Raw genomic sequence first — 15,769 nt, forward strand, 5'->3', positions numbered from 1 at the left:
TCCGGCCGGGCGCCTGTGCGTCGGCCATGGGCACGCTGTATAGCGGGGCCTCCGGCGCCGCGCAAGCCGTCGCGCGCCCCCGCGCCCCGGCGGCAGAGGGGGCGCCGGGCGGAGCCGTGGCGCCGCGACGCGGGCCCGACATCGGTTCTCCACAGGCCGCCCGAGGCGGGCCGCCAGGGATTTGCCGGAGCGGCGCCAAAACCGCCCGGAAGGATACAATGCGGGCTTGCGGGCCTGACCAAGCGGTGCTAATAGACGCGCCCATCGACGATGCAAAGCGCCTCGTCGCTCCCGCCCGGCGGCCTCGACGCCGGAACTCACTGGATCGGAGTGTAGCGCAGTCTGGTAGCGCACCTCGTTCGGGACGAGGGGGTCGCAGGTTCAAATCCTGCCACTCCGACCATCCAGTTTCCCCGATTTGCCCGCTGCACGGGCCACGGCAGGAGGCGCGCTTTCAGGCCCAGCCCCGGCGGTTGAGCGCGGCGGCTTCCGGTCCAGTCCGCCTGGTGCCGCTGCCGGATCAGACGGACGGCGTCAGCGCCCCATCTCCATGACCTGCAGCATGCGGCCCTCGTCCTCGATCAGGTCGGCGATGGTGGTTTCCTCCAGAACCGCGAAGAAACTCCCCAGCGCGCGTTCGAGGGCCTGCTTGAAGACACAGACGTCGTAGATCAGGCAACGGGCCTTGACGCCGTCCTTGAAGCACCGGGTCAGATGAAAGTCGGTCTCGAACATCCGCACGATTTCGGCGAGGGTGATCTCATGCGCCGACCGGACGAGCCAGACGCCGCCGGAGCGGCCGGGCGAGGAGCCGATATAGCCGCCCCTGCGCAGGTCCTGGATCGCGGCGACCACCTGGGATCGGTGGCCGAGATACCGGTCGACGATCTCGTCGACCGAAAGCTTCGCCCCCTTGTGCAACGCAAGAAAAAGAAGAAGCCGGACCGCTATGTCAGTACGCTCTGTGAAACGCATACTCCATCCCAAAAAATCTGCACTCTGTGAAATAATAACCAGCGTGACGTAACTATCGCAATCTATATTTAGGCAACTGAAATAAACAAACAGTCTAAACATATATTGCTTATATATATTTTAATTAGAAATTTTTACGGGAATGACTTCAATGCTATCGTCAATTCACTGATTCCATTCGGGACGAGACCTCAGCATATGAAAGTGTCGGAATGGCGAGAAATCTCGGATTTCATCGAATTCGCCGGCCTGTCGGCTGAGGACATCCGGCTCAGCCAGAAGGCGTGGGGAGTCGTCAGACCGCACATGCGCGCGATCCTCGAGGAGTTCTATGCGACCCGGATCGTCAACAACGCGAGCCTTTCGATTCCGGCCTTCGACTCTTCCGCCCTGATTACCAAGCAGCTGGACTACTGGGACGACCTGTTCGCGGGCTCGCTGGACACGGTCTATATCGCGCAGACGCGGCGGATCGCCATCCGTCATCGCGAATTCCAGGTCCCGATGGCCTATTACATCCTGTCGTATCTGTGGTTCCTGAACGCCTTCGAGCGGGTACTCGAAACGCGCATGACTGACCCGGACCACCTCCGCCACACCCTTGCCTCGGTACGCAAGCTGGTCTTCATCGACCTTAACCTGGCCGGCTCCGCCTATCAGGCCACCCTGGTCGACTGAGCCGGAGCCGACGCGCGGCTCCTGCCGGCGGGCGCTCATGCGGCGTTCATGCTGTCCAGGAAGCGGGTCAATTCCGTATCCAGCGTACGCGACTGCCCGGAGAGCGACCTGGTCGACGACAGGACGTGCCGGGAGACCTCGGCGGCCTCGCCCGAGGCGACCGTGATGTCGCCGACGGAACGGGTCACGAAGGTCGTGCCGGTCGACGCCTCGGTGACGTTTCGACTGATCTCGCCGGTCGCCGCCTCCTGCTGCTCCACCGCCGCCGAGATCGTCGCGGAGATCGCATTCATCTTCTCGATCGTCTCGTTGACGCTGCGGATGGCGCTCGCCGAGCGGTTGGTCGCGGCCTGGATTCCGTCGATCTGGGCGGCGATCTCGGCGGTCGCCTTGGCGGTCTGCCCGGCCAGTTCCTTGACCTCGCCGGCGACCACTGCAAAGCCGCGACCGGCCTCGCCGGCACGTGCCGCCTCGATCGTGGCATTGAGCGCCAGCAGGTTTGTCTTCTCGGCGATCTCGTTGATCAGGCTGACGATTTCGCCGACCCGGCCGGCGGCGGCGGTGAGTCCGCCGACGATCTCCATCGCCTTGGCGCTCTCCTTCACCGCCATGTCGGAAATGGCATAGGATTCGTTGACCTGGCGGCCGATCTCGCGCACCGACACCGACAGTTCCTCCGTCGCCGCGGCGACGGTCTGGACATTGGCGGAAGCCTCCAGCGATGACGCCTCGACCTCGGCAGCGCGCGTGCGGGAGCGCTCCGAAGCCCGGGTCAGCCGTTCCGAAGCCCCTTCGAGCTCCTGCGCGGCCGCAGCGACGCCAGCGGCAATCTCGCCGATCGAGGTGCGGAACGATGCGGCGAGCCGCTCCAGCGTCTCGCGCCGATCCCGCTTGCCAGCGTCGATGTAGACCGAGATCGCGCAGTCCATGTCCAGCATGGCGGCACGCAGGATTGCCGTCTGCAGCAAGCCGCGCTCGCGCTGCCTGCGCCGCGAGGGGAAGAACGAGGTGTCGCAGGCGAGCAGGCGCTCGGTGATGCCGCCGAGCAGGAAGCTGTAGGCGCCGATGTACCAGCGCGGCTCCAGGCCAAGCTTGTTGTGCACCTCGCCGATGCGGGCCACGGAAGCGAAATAGGGAGCGTCGAAGCGCCCTTCCAGGATCACCGACCAGTGTCTGAGCTGCATCGCCTTGGCATGGCCGACATGGGCGGGGTCGCGGAAGAATCGCGCCGTTTCCGGATAGCGTGCGACATGCCGGTAGAAGTCGGTCAGGACCGCCTCGATGACCTGCAGGATGCCTGCCCTGTTGGCTCGAAGCACCGCGCCAAGCTGCTCGTCCAGTCCAAGGAATTCCGTCCTGCTCGTTTCGGGTGAAGCCATCTCGAAGCCCTCCGCATCAAGCTTCCGCCGTGCGAGATCCTTGGCTTTAATCGATAAGAAAGAATTTATTCATACAGTTTGTAACATTGGGAAAATTACTTATTCATCATGCAGCGGCCGACCAGTCGTCGACCGGCTGCGCCAGCCAAAACGCAATTATTGCGAGTAAACACCTGATTTCTCGCGTTATTTTGACGACAGGAAAAGACCCGCGGCAGGACAATTCGCGCCCCTCGCCCTCACAGCCGATGCCATGAAATTTTTTCGCGGATTTGCGGCGCGGCGCCGGAAGTCGGTCGAGAGGTCAAATCGACCAGTTCAACGGCATCTCCGCGCGTGACACTGAAACGTGCGCGGCGAAGGCGTGCGGGGCCATCGGACGGGCATAGAGAAAGCCCTGCGCGTGGCTACAGCCGATCGCGGACAGGAATTCCGATGCGGCACCGGTTTCGACCCCCTCCGCCACCGTATTCATGCCAAGGCTTCTCGACAGGTCGACGATCGCCTTGACGACCACGGTGTTCTCCGGCTTCGCCCCCAGCCCGGATATGAACGAGCGGTCGATCTTGATGCTGTCGATCGGGAAGTCGCGTAGGTGGGTCAGCGAGGCGAAACCAGTGCCGAAATCGTCCAGCGCGATCGACACGCCGGCCTCGCTGAGAATGCTCAGCGCGCGGGCGACGCTCCTGGAATCCTCGTTGAGCAGGACGCTCTCGGTCACCTCCACGCAAAGCGATTCGGCCGGAATGCCACGCGCTGCCAGTGCGTCGACGAACCGCCGCGCAAATCCCTTGGTCTGGAACCAGAAGCGCGAGGCATTGAGGCTGACGACCCCGGTCTCGATGCCGGCAGCCTGCCAGCCGGCGAGATCGGAAAGAACCCGCTCGAACACCGCCTCGTCCAATTGCCGCACGCATTCCGGATCGGCGAAAGCCGGCCAGAACTGCTCCGGACCGAGCAGGCCGCCATCGCCCGTCTGGAGACGCACCAGCGCCTCGGCGCCGACATAGGCGCCTGAGTGCAGGCAAATGAGCGGCTGGTAGTGGGCAACGACCCTATCGGTGCGCAGGGCTGCACGCACCGTGTCGATGGCCTGGCGGCGGGCGTCGAAGACGCTGCTGTATTCGGGACAGAATACACCCGCCGCGCCACGCCCCGACCGCTTGACCGTGTAGAGCGCGATGTCGGCGCATCTGAGCAGGGCGTCGGGCGTGTCCGCATCCGCCGGCGCCCGTGCGATCCCGATCGAGCCGGCGACATGCAGCACCTCCTCCTGGAACAGGATCGGCGCGCGCAGCCGCGCCAGGACGGCTTCTGCCCTGGCGAGAAGATCCTGGCCCTCGCCGGCTGCCGGCATCAGCACGGCGAACTCGTCGCCGCCGAGACGCGCGCAGAAGGCGTCCTGTCCGAACTCGCTGCGAAGTCGCGCCGCCGTCTCGCGGATCACCGCGTCGCCGGCCTGATGACCGAAGCTGTCGTTGATGTCCTTGAAGCCGTCGAGGTCGAGCAACAGAAGCGCCAGATCGCGCGGCGCGCCCGTCTGCGCGCCCAGTGCCGCCTCGAACGCGCCGGCAAGCGCCTGCTGGAACCAGGTCCGGTTGGCCAGTCCCGACAGCGGATCGACATGGGCAGCCTGCCAGAGCTGGCGCTGCGCCTCGTGCTGGTCGGTGATGTCCTGCATGACGCCGATCAGCTGCCGTCGGCCCGCCACCGCATCGTCGATCTCGGCGGAAAAGCGCATCCGGCGCTGGCGGCCGGCGAAGGAGACGAAATCGCCCTCGAACTGGATGCGGCCCGTCTCGTGGAGCGCCTTGGGGAGCGTCTGCAGGATCCGGTTGCGCTCATGGTCGGGAAAGCAGCCAAGCGCCTCGTCGAGGGACGGCGGCGTACCGACAGGCAAGTCGTGCAGGGCGAACACCTGCTCCGACCAGGTCACCTCGCGGCTGTCGAGGTCCACTCGCCAGGCGCCGATCCGCGCCATCTGCTCGATCTGGCGCAACAGTCGCGCCTTGGTCTCGGCGGCACGTGCCTGCTCCTCGGCCCGCCGTGCGGCCTCTTCCGCGCGCAAGCGGCTTTCCTGCGCCTTCAACAACCCTTCGACCGCCTTGGCAAGATGGCCGAGCCACCGGACCTGATCGGGACCGAACGTCCGAGGCACGACGTCGGCGACTGCAACGGTGCCGAGGTTGTGGCGGCCGTCGAGAGAGAACGGATACCCGGCGTAGAAGCGCAGGCCCGGCTCGCCGACCACCTGCGGATTGTCCCGGAAGCGGGCATCGCGGGCGGCGTCGGGAATGACAAGACAGTCGTCCTGCAGGATGGCATGAGCGCAGAAGGCGATCTCGCGCGGACCGTATTCGGCGTCGATGCCGTGGCGCGCCTTGAACCACTGGTGGTTCGCATCGACGAAGGAGATGACCGCGATGGGACAGGCGAACATCTCCGCCGCCAGACGGACGATGGCGTCGTATTCGGGCTCCCTGCCGGTGCCGAGCACATCAAGGGAGTACAACGCACCGAGGCGCGCGCTCTCGTCCCTGGCCAACGGCACGTTCATCAGTATTCCCTTCCACCCGGTCCCGCGCCATTCAACCCCAACTCCCGTTTCCAAATCGTAATCGTCTGAGCTGCTGATTTTATCGATTTGAATCGCTCAATATTGCATCAAAAGCCAGTCAACAGATCAAGGCGCCCGCGACTCCGAAAACCTTCGGAACTACGCAGCCTTCGAGCGCGAATACGTAATAATCCGTACATACCGGCCGGCGCTTCGCATCCCTGTCGCGGCACAAGACTTGCCGGCAGCCGCGGGACGGTCATCAGACACCGCTCAGCGGACCCTGCCCGGAGCCTCGCTCCATTCCGCGACGACAGGACACGCGAACCCGCCGAGGCCAGGGCGCCGACGAAGCCCTGCTTCCGGTCGCAGGCACCGGAATCCTCCGGCGTGGCGAACGCAGGCTCTGCGTCCGCGAAGGACTCCGCCGTGTCCCGAACACCGCCGGCATGGACACCGCCGGCATGGGCCTCGTCGCCCGGCCCGCGCCGGGTCCGGGCCCGGTTCTGGCGGCGGCGCCTTGCCTCAGACGTCCGACAGTTCCTTTTCGTGCATCCAGGCGGCGTGCCTGGGCGCCTTCTTGGTCTTGGACCATTCCTCCAGCATGTCCCATTTCACCGCGTCGAGCTTCTTCAGCATCGCGTCCTCATCCGGGTCCGGGCAGGCCAGTTCGATGCGGTGGCCGTTGGGGTCGAAGAAGTAGATCGAATGGAAGATGGAATGGTCGGTGACGCCGAGCACCTGGATGCCGTTCTTCTCCAGGTTGTCCTTGAATTGCAGCAACGTGTCGCGATCCTTCACCTTGAAGGCGATGTGCTGCACCCATACCGGCGTGTTCGGGTCGCGTCCCATCTCCGGCTTGGTCGGCAGCTCGAAGAAGGCGAGCACGTTGCCGTCGCCCGCATCCAGGAAGATGTGCATGTACGGATCCGGCTCATGGGTCGAGGGCACGTGGTCCTCGGCGATCGCCAGGATGAAGTCCATGTTGAGGTTCTTAGTGTACCACTCGACGGTCTCCTTCGCGTCCTTGCAGCGATAGGCGACGTGATGGATCTTCTCGATCTTCATAGGGCAGTCCTCCGTGGTCGCCGGCATCATGCCGGTCAGGAACGATCCGCGCGCCGGCCGGCCGCCGCGGCGAGCGCCTGGCCGAGCACCTGGCGGTCGCCGATCTGGTTGGCGAGGATCAGGATGAGGCGGGCATTCAGAGCATCGCTCTCCGCCTTGGTGAGCCCCTCGTGGGCGGCAAGAAGGTCGGCGTAGAAGTCGTCGGCAGCGACGATGTTGGCCGTGGTGATCAGGTCCGTCATGGTGTTCCTCCTCAGGCGCGGCGTCGGGCGCGGCCGGTGGCGACGTTGAGCGCGGCGCGCACCGCCTGCTCGTCGAAGGCGGTCCAGCGCGCCGCGACATGCTGGTCGGGGCGCATCAGGTAGACGGCGCCCGCCGCCTCGCCGAGATAGCGGGCCTTCAGCGCGCCGCTCGGATCATCGGCGGTCAACAGGGCCAGGCCGTCGATCGCGATGCCGCCCTCCTCCAGCGAGGCGGGAATCGGGACGTCGATGCCGACCAGCTGGAAGCGGCCGCCGAGCCGGTCGAGCAGCCAGCCGCCGGCGACCGGTGCGTCGATCGCGGGCGAGCCCGGCCGGCTGCGCGCCGGCAGGCCGGGTGCGTCCGGACCGTTGAGCGGCGAGCCGTCGTAGGTGCAGGGCACCGACAGGCGGCCGGAATTCACCAGCGGCCGGGCGAATTCGTAGGTCTCCGACAGATCCAGCACCGCGTCCCGGAAGATCCGGCTGATCTCGGACTTCGGCGTGATGAAGTCGGTCGAGCGCGACGAATTCAGGATGTTCTCGTCGGCGCCGTGGATGCGCTCGACGTCGTAGCTGTCGAGCAGGCTTTCCGACGCCTTGCCGTCGATCACCAGCTTCAGCTTCCAGATCAGGTTGTCGGTGTCCTGCAGGCCGGAGTTGGCGCCGCGCGCGCCGAACGGCGACACCTGGTGGGCGCTGTCGCCGGCGAAGATCACCCGGCCGTGGCGGAACTTCTCCATGCGCCGGCACTGGAAGGTGTAGATCGACACCCATTCCAGTTCGAATTCGACGTCGTCGCCCAGCATGGCCTTGAGGCGGGGAATGACGTTTTCCGGCCGCCTTTCCTTTTCCTTGTCGATGTCCCAGCCGAGCTGCAGGTCGATGCGCCAGACGTCGTCGGGCTGCTTGTGCAGCAGGGCGGACTGATTGCGGTTGAACGGCGGGTCGAACCAGAACCAGCGTTCGGTCGGGAAGTCGGCCTTCATGACGACATCGGCAATGAGGAAGTTGTCCTCGAACACCCGGCCGACGAAGTCGAGTCCCATCATCGCGCGCACCGGCGAGCCGGCGCCGTCGCAGGCGATCAGCCAGTCGGCCTCGAGCCGATAGGGCCCGTCGGGCGTGTCGACGGTGAGCGCGACGCCGTCGGCCTTGGGTGCCACGGTGACGACCTTGTTGCCGCCGCGGATCTCGACCGGCCGGCCCTCGGCCTTCAGCGCCAGCAGGCGCTCGACCAGGTAGAGCTCGAAGTAATACTGCTGCAGGTTGATGAAGGCCGGCCGCTTGTGGCCGTCCTCCGGCAGCAGGTTGAAGCTGTAGACCTGTCGCTCGTCGAAGAACACCTTGCCGGTGTTCCAGACCACCCCCTTGTCGACCATCGGATCGCCGCAGCCGAGCCGGTCGAGGATCTCCAGCGGCCGCTTGGCGAAGCAGATCGCCCGCGACCCCCAGCTGACCTTGTCGTTCTCGTCCAGCACCACGACGGGCACGTCGTGCTGGGCCAGGTCGATGGCGGCGGCGAGCCCGATGGGTCCGGCACCGATGACGACGACCGGATGGCGCACCGGCGCGGCGGCATCCTGGTCGGCGCTGCGGACATAGGGATAGAGCGGGGTTTCGAAGATCTTGGACATCAGGCCCTCGTCATGCCGTAGAGCGAAGTTGATTTGTGGGGCGTCGGAAAATGACCTAAATTCTGGCCAGAAAGGAGCATGGCCATGAACGAGCACAGCCGGCCGGAGAAGGCGAGCAAGGACGGGATCACCGTCTCGGTCGCCGAGGCCAAGGCCCGCTTCTCGGAGCTCCTGAAACGTGCCGCCGCCGGCGAGGAGATCCATGTCACGCGGCACGGCAAGCCGTATGTCCGGCTCGGCCCGGAAACGGAGGACAAGCCGAAGCGTCGGAGGATTGGCGCCTTCGCGCAGGTTCCGCTTCGGATGTCGGACGATTTTGATGTCCTCGGCCTCGAATGGACCGAATACCTCAAGTGAGCGATGCCTATCTGGTCGACACGCATGTTCTCTTGTGGTGGTGACACGACGACCCGCGGCTGCACCCGGATCATGCCGAGATCCTCGCCTCCGACGCTGTGGTCCATGTGAGCTTTGCCACCGTTTGGGAGATGGCGATAAAGGCAAGTCTGGGCAAGCTCGAAACCGTAGACGACGTCGCTGCCAGGCTGGCCGAGACCGGATTTGAAACCCCGCCCATCCTGGTGCCGCACATTGCGGCCGTCAGGCATCTCCCGCTTCATCACCGCGACCCGTTCGACCGCATGCTCATCGCCCAGGCCCGGGTCGAGGGCCTGACGATCCTCACCGTCGACCCGGCCTTTCGCGCCTATGATGTCGATGTGATCTGACATCGCTCTCCAACGCCCGCCCTCGCCGCGGGCCCCGGCCCGAGATCCGTTCATCTGTCCCCTCCGAACACGGCGCCCGCCTGCGGGTCGCGATCGAAATCGATGAAGAACTCGTCGAGCTGCGGCGGCGCCACCGGCGTCCCCGCCAGCATGGCGTGGACCTGGCCGCGGTGATGCACCTGGTGCTGGAAAAGATGCAGCAGCACCAGGTCGATGCGCTCGTGCCAGATCCCGCCCTCGCCGCGGTCGAAGGCGACGGTTCGCTCCAGATCCTGCGGCGCCAGCGCGTCGCAGAACGCGGTAAGGGCGGCGTCCTGCTCGGCCTGAGCCGGCTCCAGGTCGTCCACGCTGCCGTAGTCGGTGGCCAGAAACAGTTCCGCACCGCGCCCGCCGTGGCGCAGGCCGTCGAGGTAATAGCGGTCGACGGCCAGGATATGGTTCAGCGTCGCCTTGATCGAAGGAAAGAAGCCCGTGCGCGGTGCGACGAAATCCTCCTGGGTCAGCGCGGCGCAGGCCCCCAGCAGCTGCGCGTTGGCCCAGGCGTTGTTGCGAGCCATCGCGCCGAAATAGGAACAGGCCTGCGCCATCGCCTCACCCCTGCAGCGCGGTCCACATCTCGCGGTCGCGTTCCGCCGTCCACACCCGCGGCATGTCGATGCCCTGTGCCTCGTCGAAGGCACGCGCGACGTTGAACGGCAGGCAGTGCTCGTAGATGGCGAAGTCCTTGAACTTCGGATCGCAGGCCGCGCGCACCGCATCCCAGGCCTCCTTCAGCGTGCCGCCGCGCGCAGCCACGCGTGCCGCCGCCTGGTAGGTGCTGTCGACGAAGTCTCGGGTGCTCTCGATCGCCGCCTCGACCATGTCGCGCCCGATCAGCGCGTCGCCGCGGCCCGGCGCGATCGCATGCGGATCGAACGCCTTGATGGCGTCGAGCGTGTCGCCCCAGTCAGCGAAGTGGCCGTCGCCACAGTAGCAGGCGGAGTGGTACTCGACGATGTCGCCGGTGAACATCACCTCCTCGTCGGGCACGTAGGCGACGATGTCGCCGGCGGTGTGCGCCCGGCCGAGATGCATCAGGTCGACCCGGCGCTTGCCGAGATAGACCGTCATGCGCTCGGAGAAGGTGGTGGTCGGCCAGGTCAGGCCGGGAATGCTCTCGTGGCCCTCGAAAAGACGCGGGAAGCGGCCGAATTCGCTGTCCCAGTCCTCCTGGCCGCGTTCGGCGACCATGGCGCGGGCAACGTCGCCCATGATAACGGTCGGCGCCTTGTAGGCCGAGGCGCCGAGCACGCGAACTGCGTGGTAGTGGGTCAGCACCAGGTGGGTTATCGGCTTGTCGGTGACCGAGCGCACTTTCTCGATCACCTTGTTGGCGAGCCGCGGCGTCGCCTGCGCCTCGACGATCATCACGCTGTCGTCGCCGATGATGACGCCCGAGTTGGGATCGCCCTCGGCCGTGAAGGCCCACAGGTCGCGGCCGATCTCGGTGAAGGAAATGGTCTTCTCGGTCAGGTCGCCGGCGGAGGCGAATTGCTTGGTCATGGGTCTCTCCCGGTTGTCGGCGCGCCCGCGGCCGGTCCGTCGCGGGCGTCCGGTTGGTTCGTTCAGTTGGCCGCGATGGCGTCCATTTCCGCCTTCAGCGACAGCGTCTCGCCGTCCATCGACAGCAGGATGTCGTCGACCACCGGACGGCCGGCCTCGGTCACGACGCGGAAACGGGTCTCCGAATAGGCTTGGTACTCGACCTCGCTGCCGAAGCAGGTCAGGCCCTGGAAGCGCGCGACGACCACGGTCGCCGCGCCCTCGGTCGGCCCGGCCGCTATACTCAGGTCCTTGAGCGGGCAGCCGTCCTGGCCGTTGACGATGACGTCGTAGTCGAATGGCGTGCCCATTTCCTTGGAAAAGGGCACCTCGGCCGCCTTGCGGTAGCGGGCGACGAAATCGGCGCTGTAGAGCCGCGCCAGACGATCTTCGGAAAAGTAATCCTGATAGTCGCCGGGCGTTTCGGCCCAGTTGGCCTCGGCGGCGGTCATGATCTCGCGCACCGGCGCGGTCGCGTCGGCGGCAAACACTTGCACAGGCAGGAGGACAGGCAGCAGGAGGGTTGCGCAAGGCAGCCAGGACTTGTTCATGTCTTTCGACCTCTCGTTCGATACCGCCCGTCGGGGCGGTCGCGCCTGTCTAGCACCCTGCCCCGTCCCTGTCCCCGGCGCCGCCCCCTCCGTCTTGAGGGGCGCGGAGAGTGCCGGAAGCCCCCTCGCCGGGCCTAGGGGCGCTCGTACTTCTCCACCGTCTGCTCGATCGCGCCGAAGACGGAATGGCCGTCCCGGTCCAGCATCTCGATGCGCACCGTGTCGCCGAAGCGCATGAACGGCGTCTTCGGCGCGCCCTGCGTGATGGTCTCGACCATGCGCACCTCGGCGATGCAGGAATAGCCGACGCCGCCCTCGGCGACCGGCTTCCCCGGACCGCCGTCGAGCTTGTTGGAAACCGTGCCCGAGCCGACGATGGCGCCGGCGCCGAGCGGCCGGGTCTTCGCGGCATGAGCGATGATCGTCGGAAAGTCGAAGGTCATGTCGACGCCCGCATCCGCGCGCCCGAAGGCCTCGCCATTGAGGTCGACGCGCAGCGGCAGGTGAACCTTGCCGCCGTCCCAAGCGTCGCCCAGTTCGTCCGGCGTGACGGCCACCGGCGAGAAGGCCGACGACGGCTTGGACTGGAAGAAGCCGAAGCCCTTGGCCAGTTCCGCGGGGATCAGGCCGCGCAGCGACACGTCGTTGACCAGCATGATCAGCCGGATGGCCGCCTGCGCCTCGTCGCGGCTGGCGCCCATCGGCACGTCGTCGACGATCACCGCGACCTCGCCCTCCATGTCGATGCCCCAGGCCTCGTCGGCCATGCGGATCGGATCGCGGGGCGCGAGGAACGTGTCTGAGCCGCCCTGGTACATCAGCGGGTCGGTCCAGAACGTCTCCGGCATCTCCGCACCGCGCGCCTTGCGCACCAGTTCGACGTGGTTCACGTAGGCCGAGCCGTCCGCCCACTGGTAGGCGCGCGGCAGCGGCGACAAAGCGTTGTGCTCATGGAAGCGCATCGACGGCACGGCGTCGTGCTCCAGGCTTTCGGCCAGCACGACGAGCTTCGGCGCAGCATGCGCCCAGTCGTCGAGCGCGGTCTGCAGCGTCGGCGCGATGTGGGTCGCCTCCGTGCAGCGGGTCAGGCTCCTGTTGACGACGACCAGCCTGCCGTCGCGCGTGCCGTCCTTGAGCGTCGCGAGTTTCATCGTGTCTCCCTCGTGTCTTGTCGTGCCCCGCCGTGCAACAGGGCCGGCCGTCCGGGCTGGACCCGTATCACTTGGTGCCCGGCGTGCCGTCGAACTTCTTCTCCAGCCCCGCCCAGCAGTCGACATAGTCGTCCTGCAGCGGCGCCGTCTTGGCGGCGAACTCGGTCAGGTGCTGCGGGAAGCGGGTCTCGAACATGAAGGACATCGTGTTGTCCAGCTTCTCCGGCTTCAGGTCGGCGTTCGACGCGCCCTCGAAGGCGTTGCGGTCGGGGCCGTGCGGCAGCATGCAGTTGTGCAGGCTCATGCCGCCGGGCACGAAGCCCTGCGGCTTGGCGTCGTACTGGCCGTAGATGTTGCCCATCAGCTCCGACATGATGTTGCGATGATACCACGGCGGACGGAAGGTGTTCTCGGCCACCATCCAGCGCTCGCGGAACAGCACGAAATCGATGTTGGCGGTGCCCGGCACGCCGGACGGCGCGGTCAGCACGGTGAAGATCGACGGGTCGGGATGGTCGAACAGGATCGCGCCGACCGGGCAATAGGTGCGCAGGTCGTATTTCACCGGCGCGTAGTTGCCGTGCCAGGCGACGACGTCGAGGGGCGAGTGGCCGATCTCGCAGCGGTGGAACTGGCCGCACCACTTGACCGTCACCGTCGACGGCACCTCGCGGTCCTCGTACCAGGCGACCGGGGTCTTGAAGTCGCGCCGGTTGGCCATGCAGTTGGCGCCGATCGGACCGCGGCCGGGCAGCTCGAATTTCTGGCCGTAGTTCTCGCACACGAAGCCGCGCGCCGGGCCGTCGACGAGTTCGACCCGGTAGAGCAGGCCGCGCGGGATGATCGCGATCTCCTTCGGCTCCAGGTCGATCAGGCCGAGTTCGGTGCAGAAGCGCAGGCGGCCCTCCTGCGGCACGACCAGCAGCTCGCTGTCGGCGGAGAAGAAATACTCGTCCTCCATCGAGCGGGTGACCAGGTAGACGTGGCTCGCCATGCCGACCTGGGTGTTGACGTCGCCGGCAGTGGTCATGGTGCGCATGCCGGTGATCCAGGTCAGCGCCTCGCCCGAATGCGGCACCGGATCCCAGCGGTACTGGCCGAGCGAGACGACGTCCGGCAGCACGTGCGGCGCCGTCTTCCACAGCGGCACGTCGATCTTGGCGTAGCGGCCGGAATGCTTCACGGACGGGCGGAGGCGGTAGCACCAGGTGCGCTCGTTCTGGTGCGAGGGCGCCGTGAAGGCGGTGCCGGACAGTTGCTCGCCGTAGAGTCCGTAATTGCATTTCTGCGGGCTATTCATGCCCTGCGGCAGCGCGCCGGGCAGCGCCTCGGTCTCGAAGTCGTTGCCGAAGCCGGGCATGTACTGAAGCGCATTCTGGCTCATGGTGATCCCTCCTCGCTCACGGCCGGAAATTAGTTGCACATGTAACTTTTTCATCGACCGAGGTCAAGAGCTGCGGCCGTGAGTGCCGGGAGGCCGTGCCTGCCCCTCCTCTTGTCTCCGGCGCGACTCTACGCTACAAGTTTAGAACAAACCAGGAACAACGGAACAGACTCGGCCATGACCCCGCTTGCCGAAACCAGCCTGACCCGGATCGAGGTCGACGACGTCATGACCTATCTGCGCGCCGCGCTTGCCCGGGCGATCCGCATCCGCGAGAACGCACCGGCGGGCAGCTATCTCGACAGCGTGCTGACCCGCACCATCGAGGGGCTGGAGGTCGAAATCGCCCAGCTGCGCTACCTGCTCGCCGAGCCCGATCTGCCGCCCGCGCCGCCCGAGCCCGGCGCCGTGCCGTTCGAACTGCCACCGCCGCGCCTGCGCAAGGCGCGCTAAGCGAAGGCCTGCTCCATCTCCCGGCGGAAGCGGTAGGCATCGTCGGTCTCGTCGATCACCACGTCGTCCCAGGTCAGCATCTGCCCTTCGGCGACGTCGCGCGTCAGCGTCACGTGGTGAGCGAGTCCGAGCGGCAGGTGGCCGCGGGCAAGCGACACGCTCGCCGGGCACTGCTTGCCCCACACCGTGAAGCCGCCCTCCCCGTCCAGCATGTCGCCGGCCTTCATCGGCTTCTTGGCCGTCGCCACCACGTCGGAATGAAAGCCGACCGGCGCGCCCGTCGGCTCGCGGCGGAGTGCCGCCGAGGCGACCGACACGCCGAGTTCCATGCCGATCATGTGCGTCGGCCGGTAGAGCGCGGCGAAGCGACCGCTGTCATCTTCCAGCATGTGATATTCGGTGAAGCACTGGCGCGCGTAGTCGGTCTGCGCCTCGATCACGACATAGGTGCCCATGGCGAGATGGTGTGGCACGTCAGAGCCGTCGCGGGCGAGCGAGGACACCACTTCGGTCGTGCCCGTGCGGCTCAGCGTGCCGCCGTACTCCTTCGGCCGGCACACCGACGACAGTTCGAAGCGGCTCGCCGGCGGGAAACCGAGGCCGTCGTCCTGCGGGATCAGCCCGGTGGCGTTGCACACCGCCGTCATCTCGATACCCGACTTGGTGCCGTCGAGGAAGGAGTTGAACATCTTCAGGTTGATCTGCGAGGGATCCTTGAGCGCCAGGTAGCTCTGCAGCGTCTCCCACACGGTGTCGGGCGTCAGCTGGTGATAATGCGGCAGGTAGCGCGTGCCCTTGCCGGCGCAGACCACCTCGAAGCCGCAGGTGCGCGCCCAGTCGACATGCTCGGCGATCAGCGCCGGCTGGTCGCCCCAGGCGAGGCTGTAGACGAGGCCGGCGGCTTGCGCGCGGCAGGCGAGCAGCGGGCCGGCCAGCGCATCCGCCTCGACGTTGACCATGACGACGTGGCGGCCGTTCCGGATCGCCGCCAGGCAATGGCGGATGCCGGCGGCCGGATCGCCGGTCGCGTCGATCAGCACGTCGAGGCCATCGGCGGCGATCAGAGCCTCAGCGCTGTCGGTCAGGAACGTCCGCCCCGACCCCAGGGCATCGGAGAAGGAAGCCGTGTCGGTCTGCTCGTCCGGCCAGCCGGCGCGCCGCAGCGTCCCGCGCAGGCGGCGAATGTCGAGATCCGCGATGCCGAGCACATGGATGCCCGTGGTCAGCCGCGCCTGGGTCAGGTACATCGAACCGAACTTGCCTCCGCCGATCAGGCCGACGCGGACGGGGCGATCGTCTTCGGCGCGTTTGCCGAGCATGCGGGCAAGGTTCATGGCGTTTCCCCGGGTGGCGCCGACTCGGGCCGGTCGGCGACGTTTTCCTGCCTG

The 15,769-nt window shown here is 66.5% G+C and carries 16 protein-coding genes and 1 tRNA gene; 5 read left to right on the plus strand and 12 right to left on the minus strand.

The window, feature by feature from the left end:
* Window positions 1–326: 326 nt before the first annotated feature.
* Window positions 327–403, plus strand: a tRNA-Pro gene (locus tag SL003B_RS15385).
* Between the two features lie 131 nt (window positions 404–534).
* Here SL003B_RS15385 and SL003B_RS15390 read toward each other — a convergent pair.
* Window positions 535–975 (minus strand): RrF2 family transcriptional regulator, encoded by a 441-nt coding sequence (locus SL003B_RS15390; RefSeq protein ID WP_013653784.1) that lies wholly within the window; start codon window positions 973–975, stop codon window positions 535–537.
* A 198-nt stretch (window positions 976–1,173) separates the two neighbouring features.
* Between SL003B_RS15390 and SL003B_RS15395 the strand changes: the two genes are divergently transcribed.
* Complete coding sequence (locus SL003B_RS15395; RefSeq protein ID WP_013653785.1) at window positions 1,174–1,653, plus strand: protoglobin domain-containing protein; 480 nt, start codon at window positions 1,174–1,176, stop codon at window positions 1,651–1,653.
* Window positions 1,654–1,688: 35 nt separating this feature from the next.
* Here SL003B_RS15395 and SL003B_RS15400 read toward each other — a convergent pair whose 3' ends face one another.
* The 5 genes from SL003B_RS15400 to SL003B_RS15420 all read right to left on the minus strand — a co-directional run bounded on the left by SL003B_RS15400 (window position 1,689) and on the right by SL003B_RS15420 (window position 8,533).
* Window positions 1,689–3,032: a methyl-accepting chemotaxis protein gene (locus SL003B_RS15400; protein WP_013653786.1), complete on the minus strand. Its 1,344-nt coding sequence runs from the start codon at window positions 3,030–3,032 to the stop codon at window positions 1,689–1,691.
* 304 nt (window positions 3,033–3,336) lie between these two features.
* Window positions 3,337–5,589 (minus strand): putative bifunctional diguanylate cyclase/phosphodiesterase, encoded by a 2,253-nt coding sequence (locus SL003B_RS15405; RefSeq protein WP_013653787.1) that lies wholly within the window; start codon window positions 5,587–5,589, stop codon window positions 3,337–3,339.
* A gap of 525 nt (window positions 5,590–6,114) precedes the next feature.
* On the minus strand, window positions 6,115–6,657 hold the full coding sequence (locus SL003B_RS15410) for a VOC family protein (RefSeq protein WP_013653788.1): 543 nt from the start codon (window positions 6,655–6,657) through the stop codon (window positions 6,115–6,117).
* A gap of 35 nt (window positions 6,658–6,692) precedes the next feature.
* Window positions 6,693–6,899 (minus strand): DUF2783 domain-containing protein, encoded by a 207-nt coding sequence (locus tag SL003B_RS15415; RefSeq protein ID WP_041375580.1) that lies wholly within the window; start codon window positions 6,897–6,899, stop codon window positions 6,693–6,695.
* Window positions 6,900–6,910: 11 nt separating this feature from the next.
* A complete protein-coding gene (locus SL003B_RS15420) occupies window positions 6,911–8,533 on the minus strand; it encodes an FAD-dependent oxidoreductase (protein ID WP_013653789.1) in 1,623 nt (540 codons plus the stop codon).
* Window positions 8,534–8,617: 84 nt separating this feature from the next.
* Between SL003B_RS15420 and SL003B_RS15425 the strand changes: the two genes are divergently transcribed.
* A complete protein-coding gene (locus SL003B_RS15425; protein ID WP_013653790.1) occupies window positions 8,618–8,890 on the plus strand; it encodes a type II toxin-antitoxin system Phd/YefM family antitoxin in 273 nt (90 codons plus the stop codon).
* Between the two features lie 59 nt (window positions 8,891–8,949).
* Window positions 8,950–9,261 carry a type II toxin-antitoxin system VapC family toxin gene (locus tag SL003B_RS15430; protein ID WP_277914630.1) on the plus strand — a complete coding sequence of 104 codons (312 nt, stop codon included), beginning with the start codon at window positions 8,950–8,952 and terminating at the stop codon, window positions 9,259–9,261.
* A gap of 50 nt (window positions 9,262–9,311) precedes the next feature.
* Here SL003B_RS15430 and SL003B_RS15435 read toward each other — a convergent pair whose 3' ends face one another.
* The 5 genes from SL003B_RS15435 to hmgA all read right to left on the minus strand — a co-directional run bounded on the left by SL003B_RS15435 (window position 9,312) and on the right by hmgA (window position 13,928).
* Window positions 9,312–9,848 (minus strand): DinB family protein, encoded by a 537-nt coding sequence (locus SL003B_RS15435; RefSeq protein WP_013653792.1) that lies wholly within the window; start codon window positions 9,846–9,848, stop codon window positions 9,312–9,314.
* Between the two features lie 4 nt (window positions 9,849–9,852).
* Entirely contained in the window at window positions 9,853–10,803 is a 951-nt protein-coding gene (locus tag SL003B_RS15440) for an MBL fold metallo-hydrolase (protein ID WP_013653793.1), read from the minus strand.
* Between the two features lie 62 nt (window positions 10,804–10,865).
* Window positions 10,866–11,393 (minus strand): hypothetical protein, encoded by a 528-nt coding sequence (locus SL003B_RS15445; protein ID WP_013653794.1) that lies wholly within the window; start codon window positions 11,391–11,393, stop codon window positions 10,866–10,868.
* A gap of 134 nt (window positions 11,394–11,527) precedes the next feature.
* Entirely contained in the window at window positions 11,528–12,544 is a 1,017-nt protein-coding gene (locus SL003B_RS15450) for a fumarylacetoacetate hydrolase family protein (RefSeq protein WP_013653795.1), read from the minus strand.
* Between the two features lie 67 nt (window positions 12,545–12,611).
* Window positions 12,612–13,928 carry a homogentisate 1,2-dioxygenase gene (gene hmgA / locus SL003B_RS15455; RefSeq protein WP_013653796.1) on the minus strand — a complete coding sequence of 439 codons (1,317 nt, stop codon included), beginning with the start codon at window positions 13,926–13,928 and terminating at the stop codon, window positions 12,612–12,614.
* 177 nt (window positions 13,929–14,105) lie between these two features.
* Here hmgA and SL003B_RS15460 point away from each other — a divergent pair, with 177 nt between their 5' ends.
* A complete protein-coding gene (locus SL003B_RS15460; protein ID WP_013653797.1) occupies window positions 14,106–14,381 on the plus strand; it encodes a hypothetical protein in 276 nt (91 codons plus the stop codon).
* Here the strand turns inward: SL003B_RS15460 and SL003B_RS15465 are convergent.
* Window positions 14,378–15,715 (minus strand): NAD(P)H-dependent oxidoreductase, encoded by a 1,338-nt coding sequence (locus SL003B_RS15465; RefSeq protein WP_013653798.1) that lies wholly within the window; start codon window positions 15,713–15,715, stop codon window positions 14,378–14,380. The genes SL003B_RS15460 and SL003B_RS15465 overlap by 4 nt on opposite strands.
* Window positions 15,716–15,769 lie beyond the last annotated feature (54 nt).

The organism is Polymorphum gilvum SL003B-26A1 (assembly GCF_000192745.1).
Classification (GTDB): domain Bacteria; phylum Pseudomonadota; class Alphaproteobacteria; order Rhizobiales; family Stappiaceae; genus Polymorphum; species Polymorphum gilvum.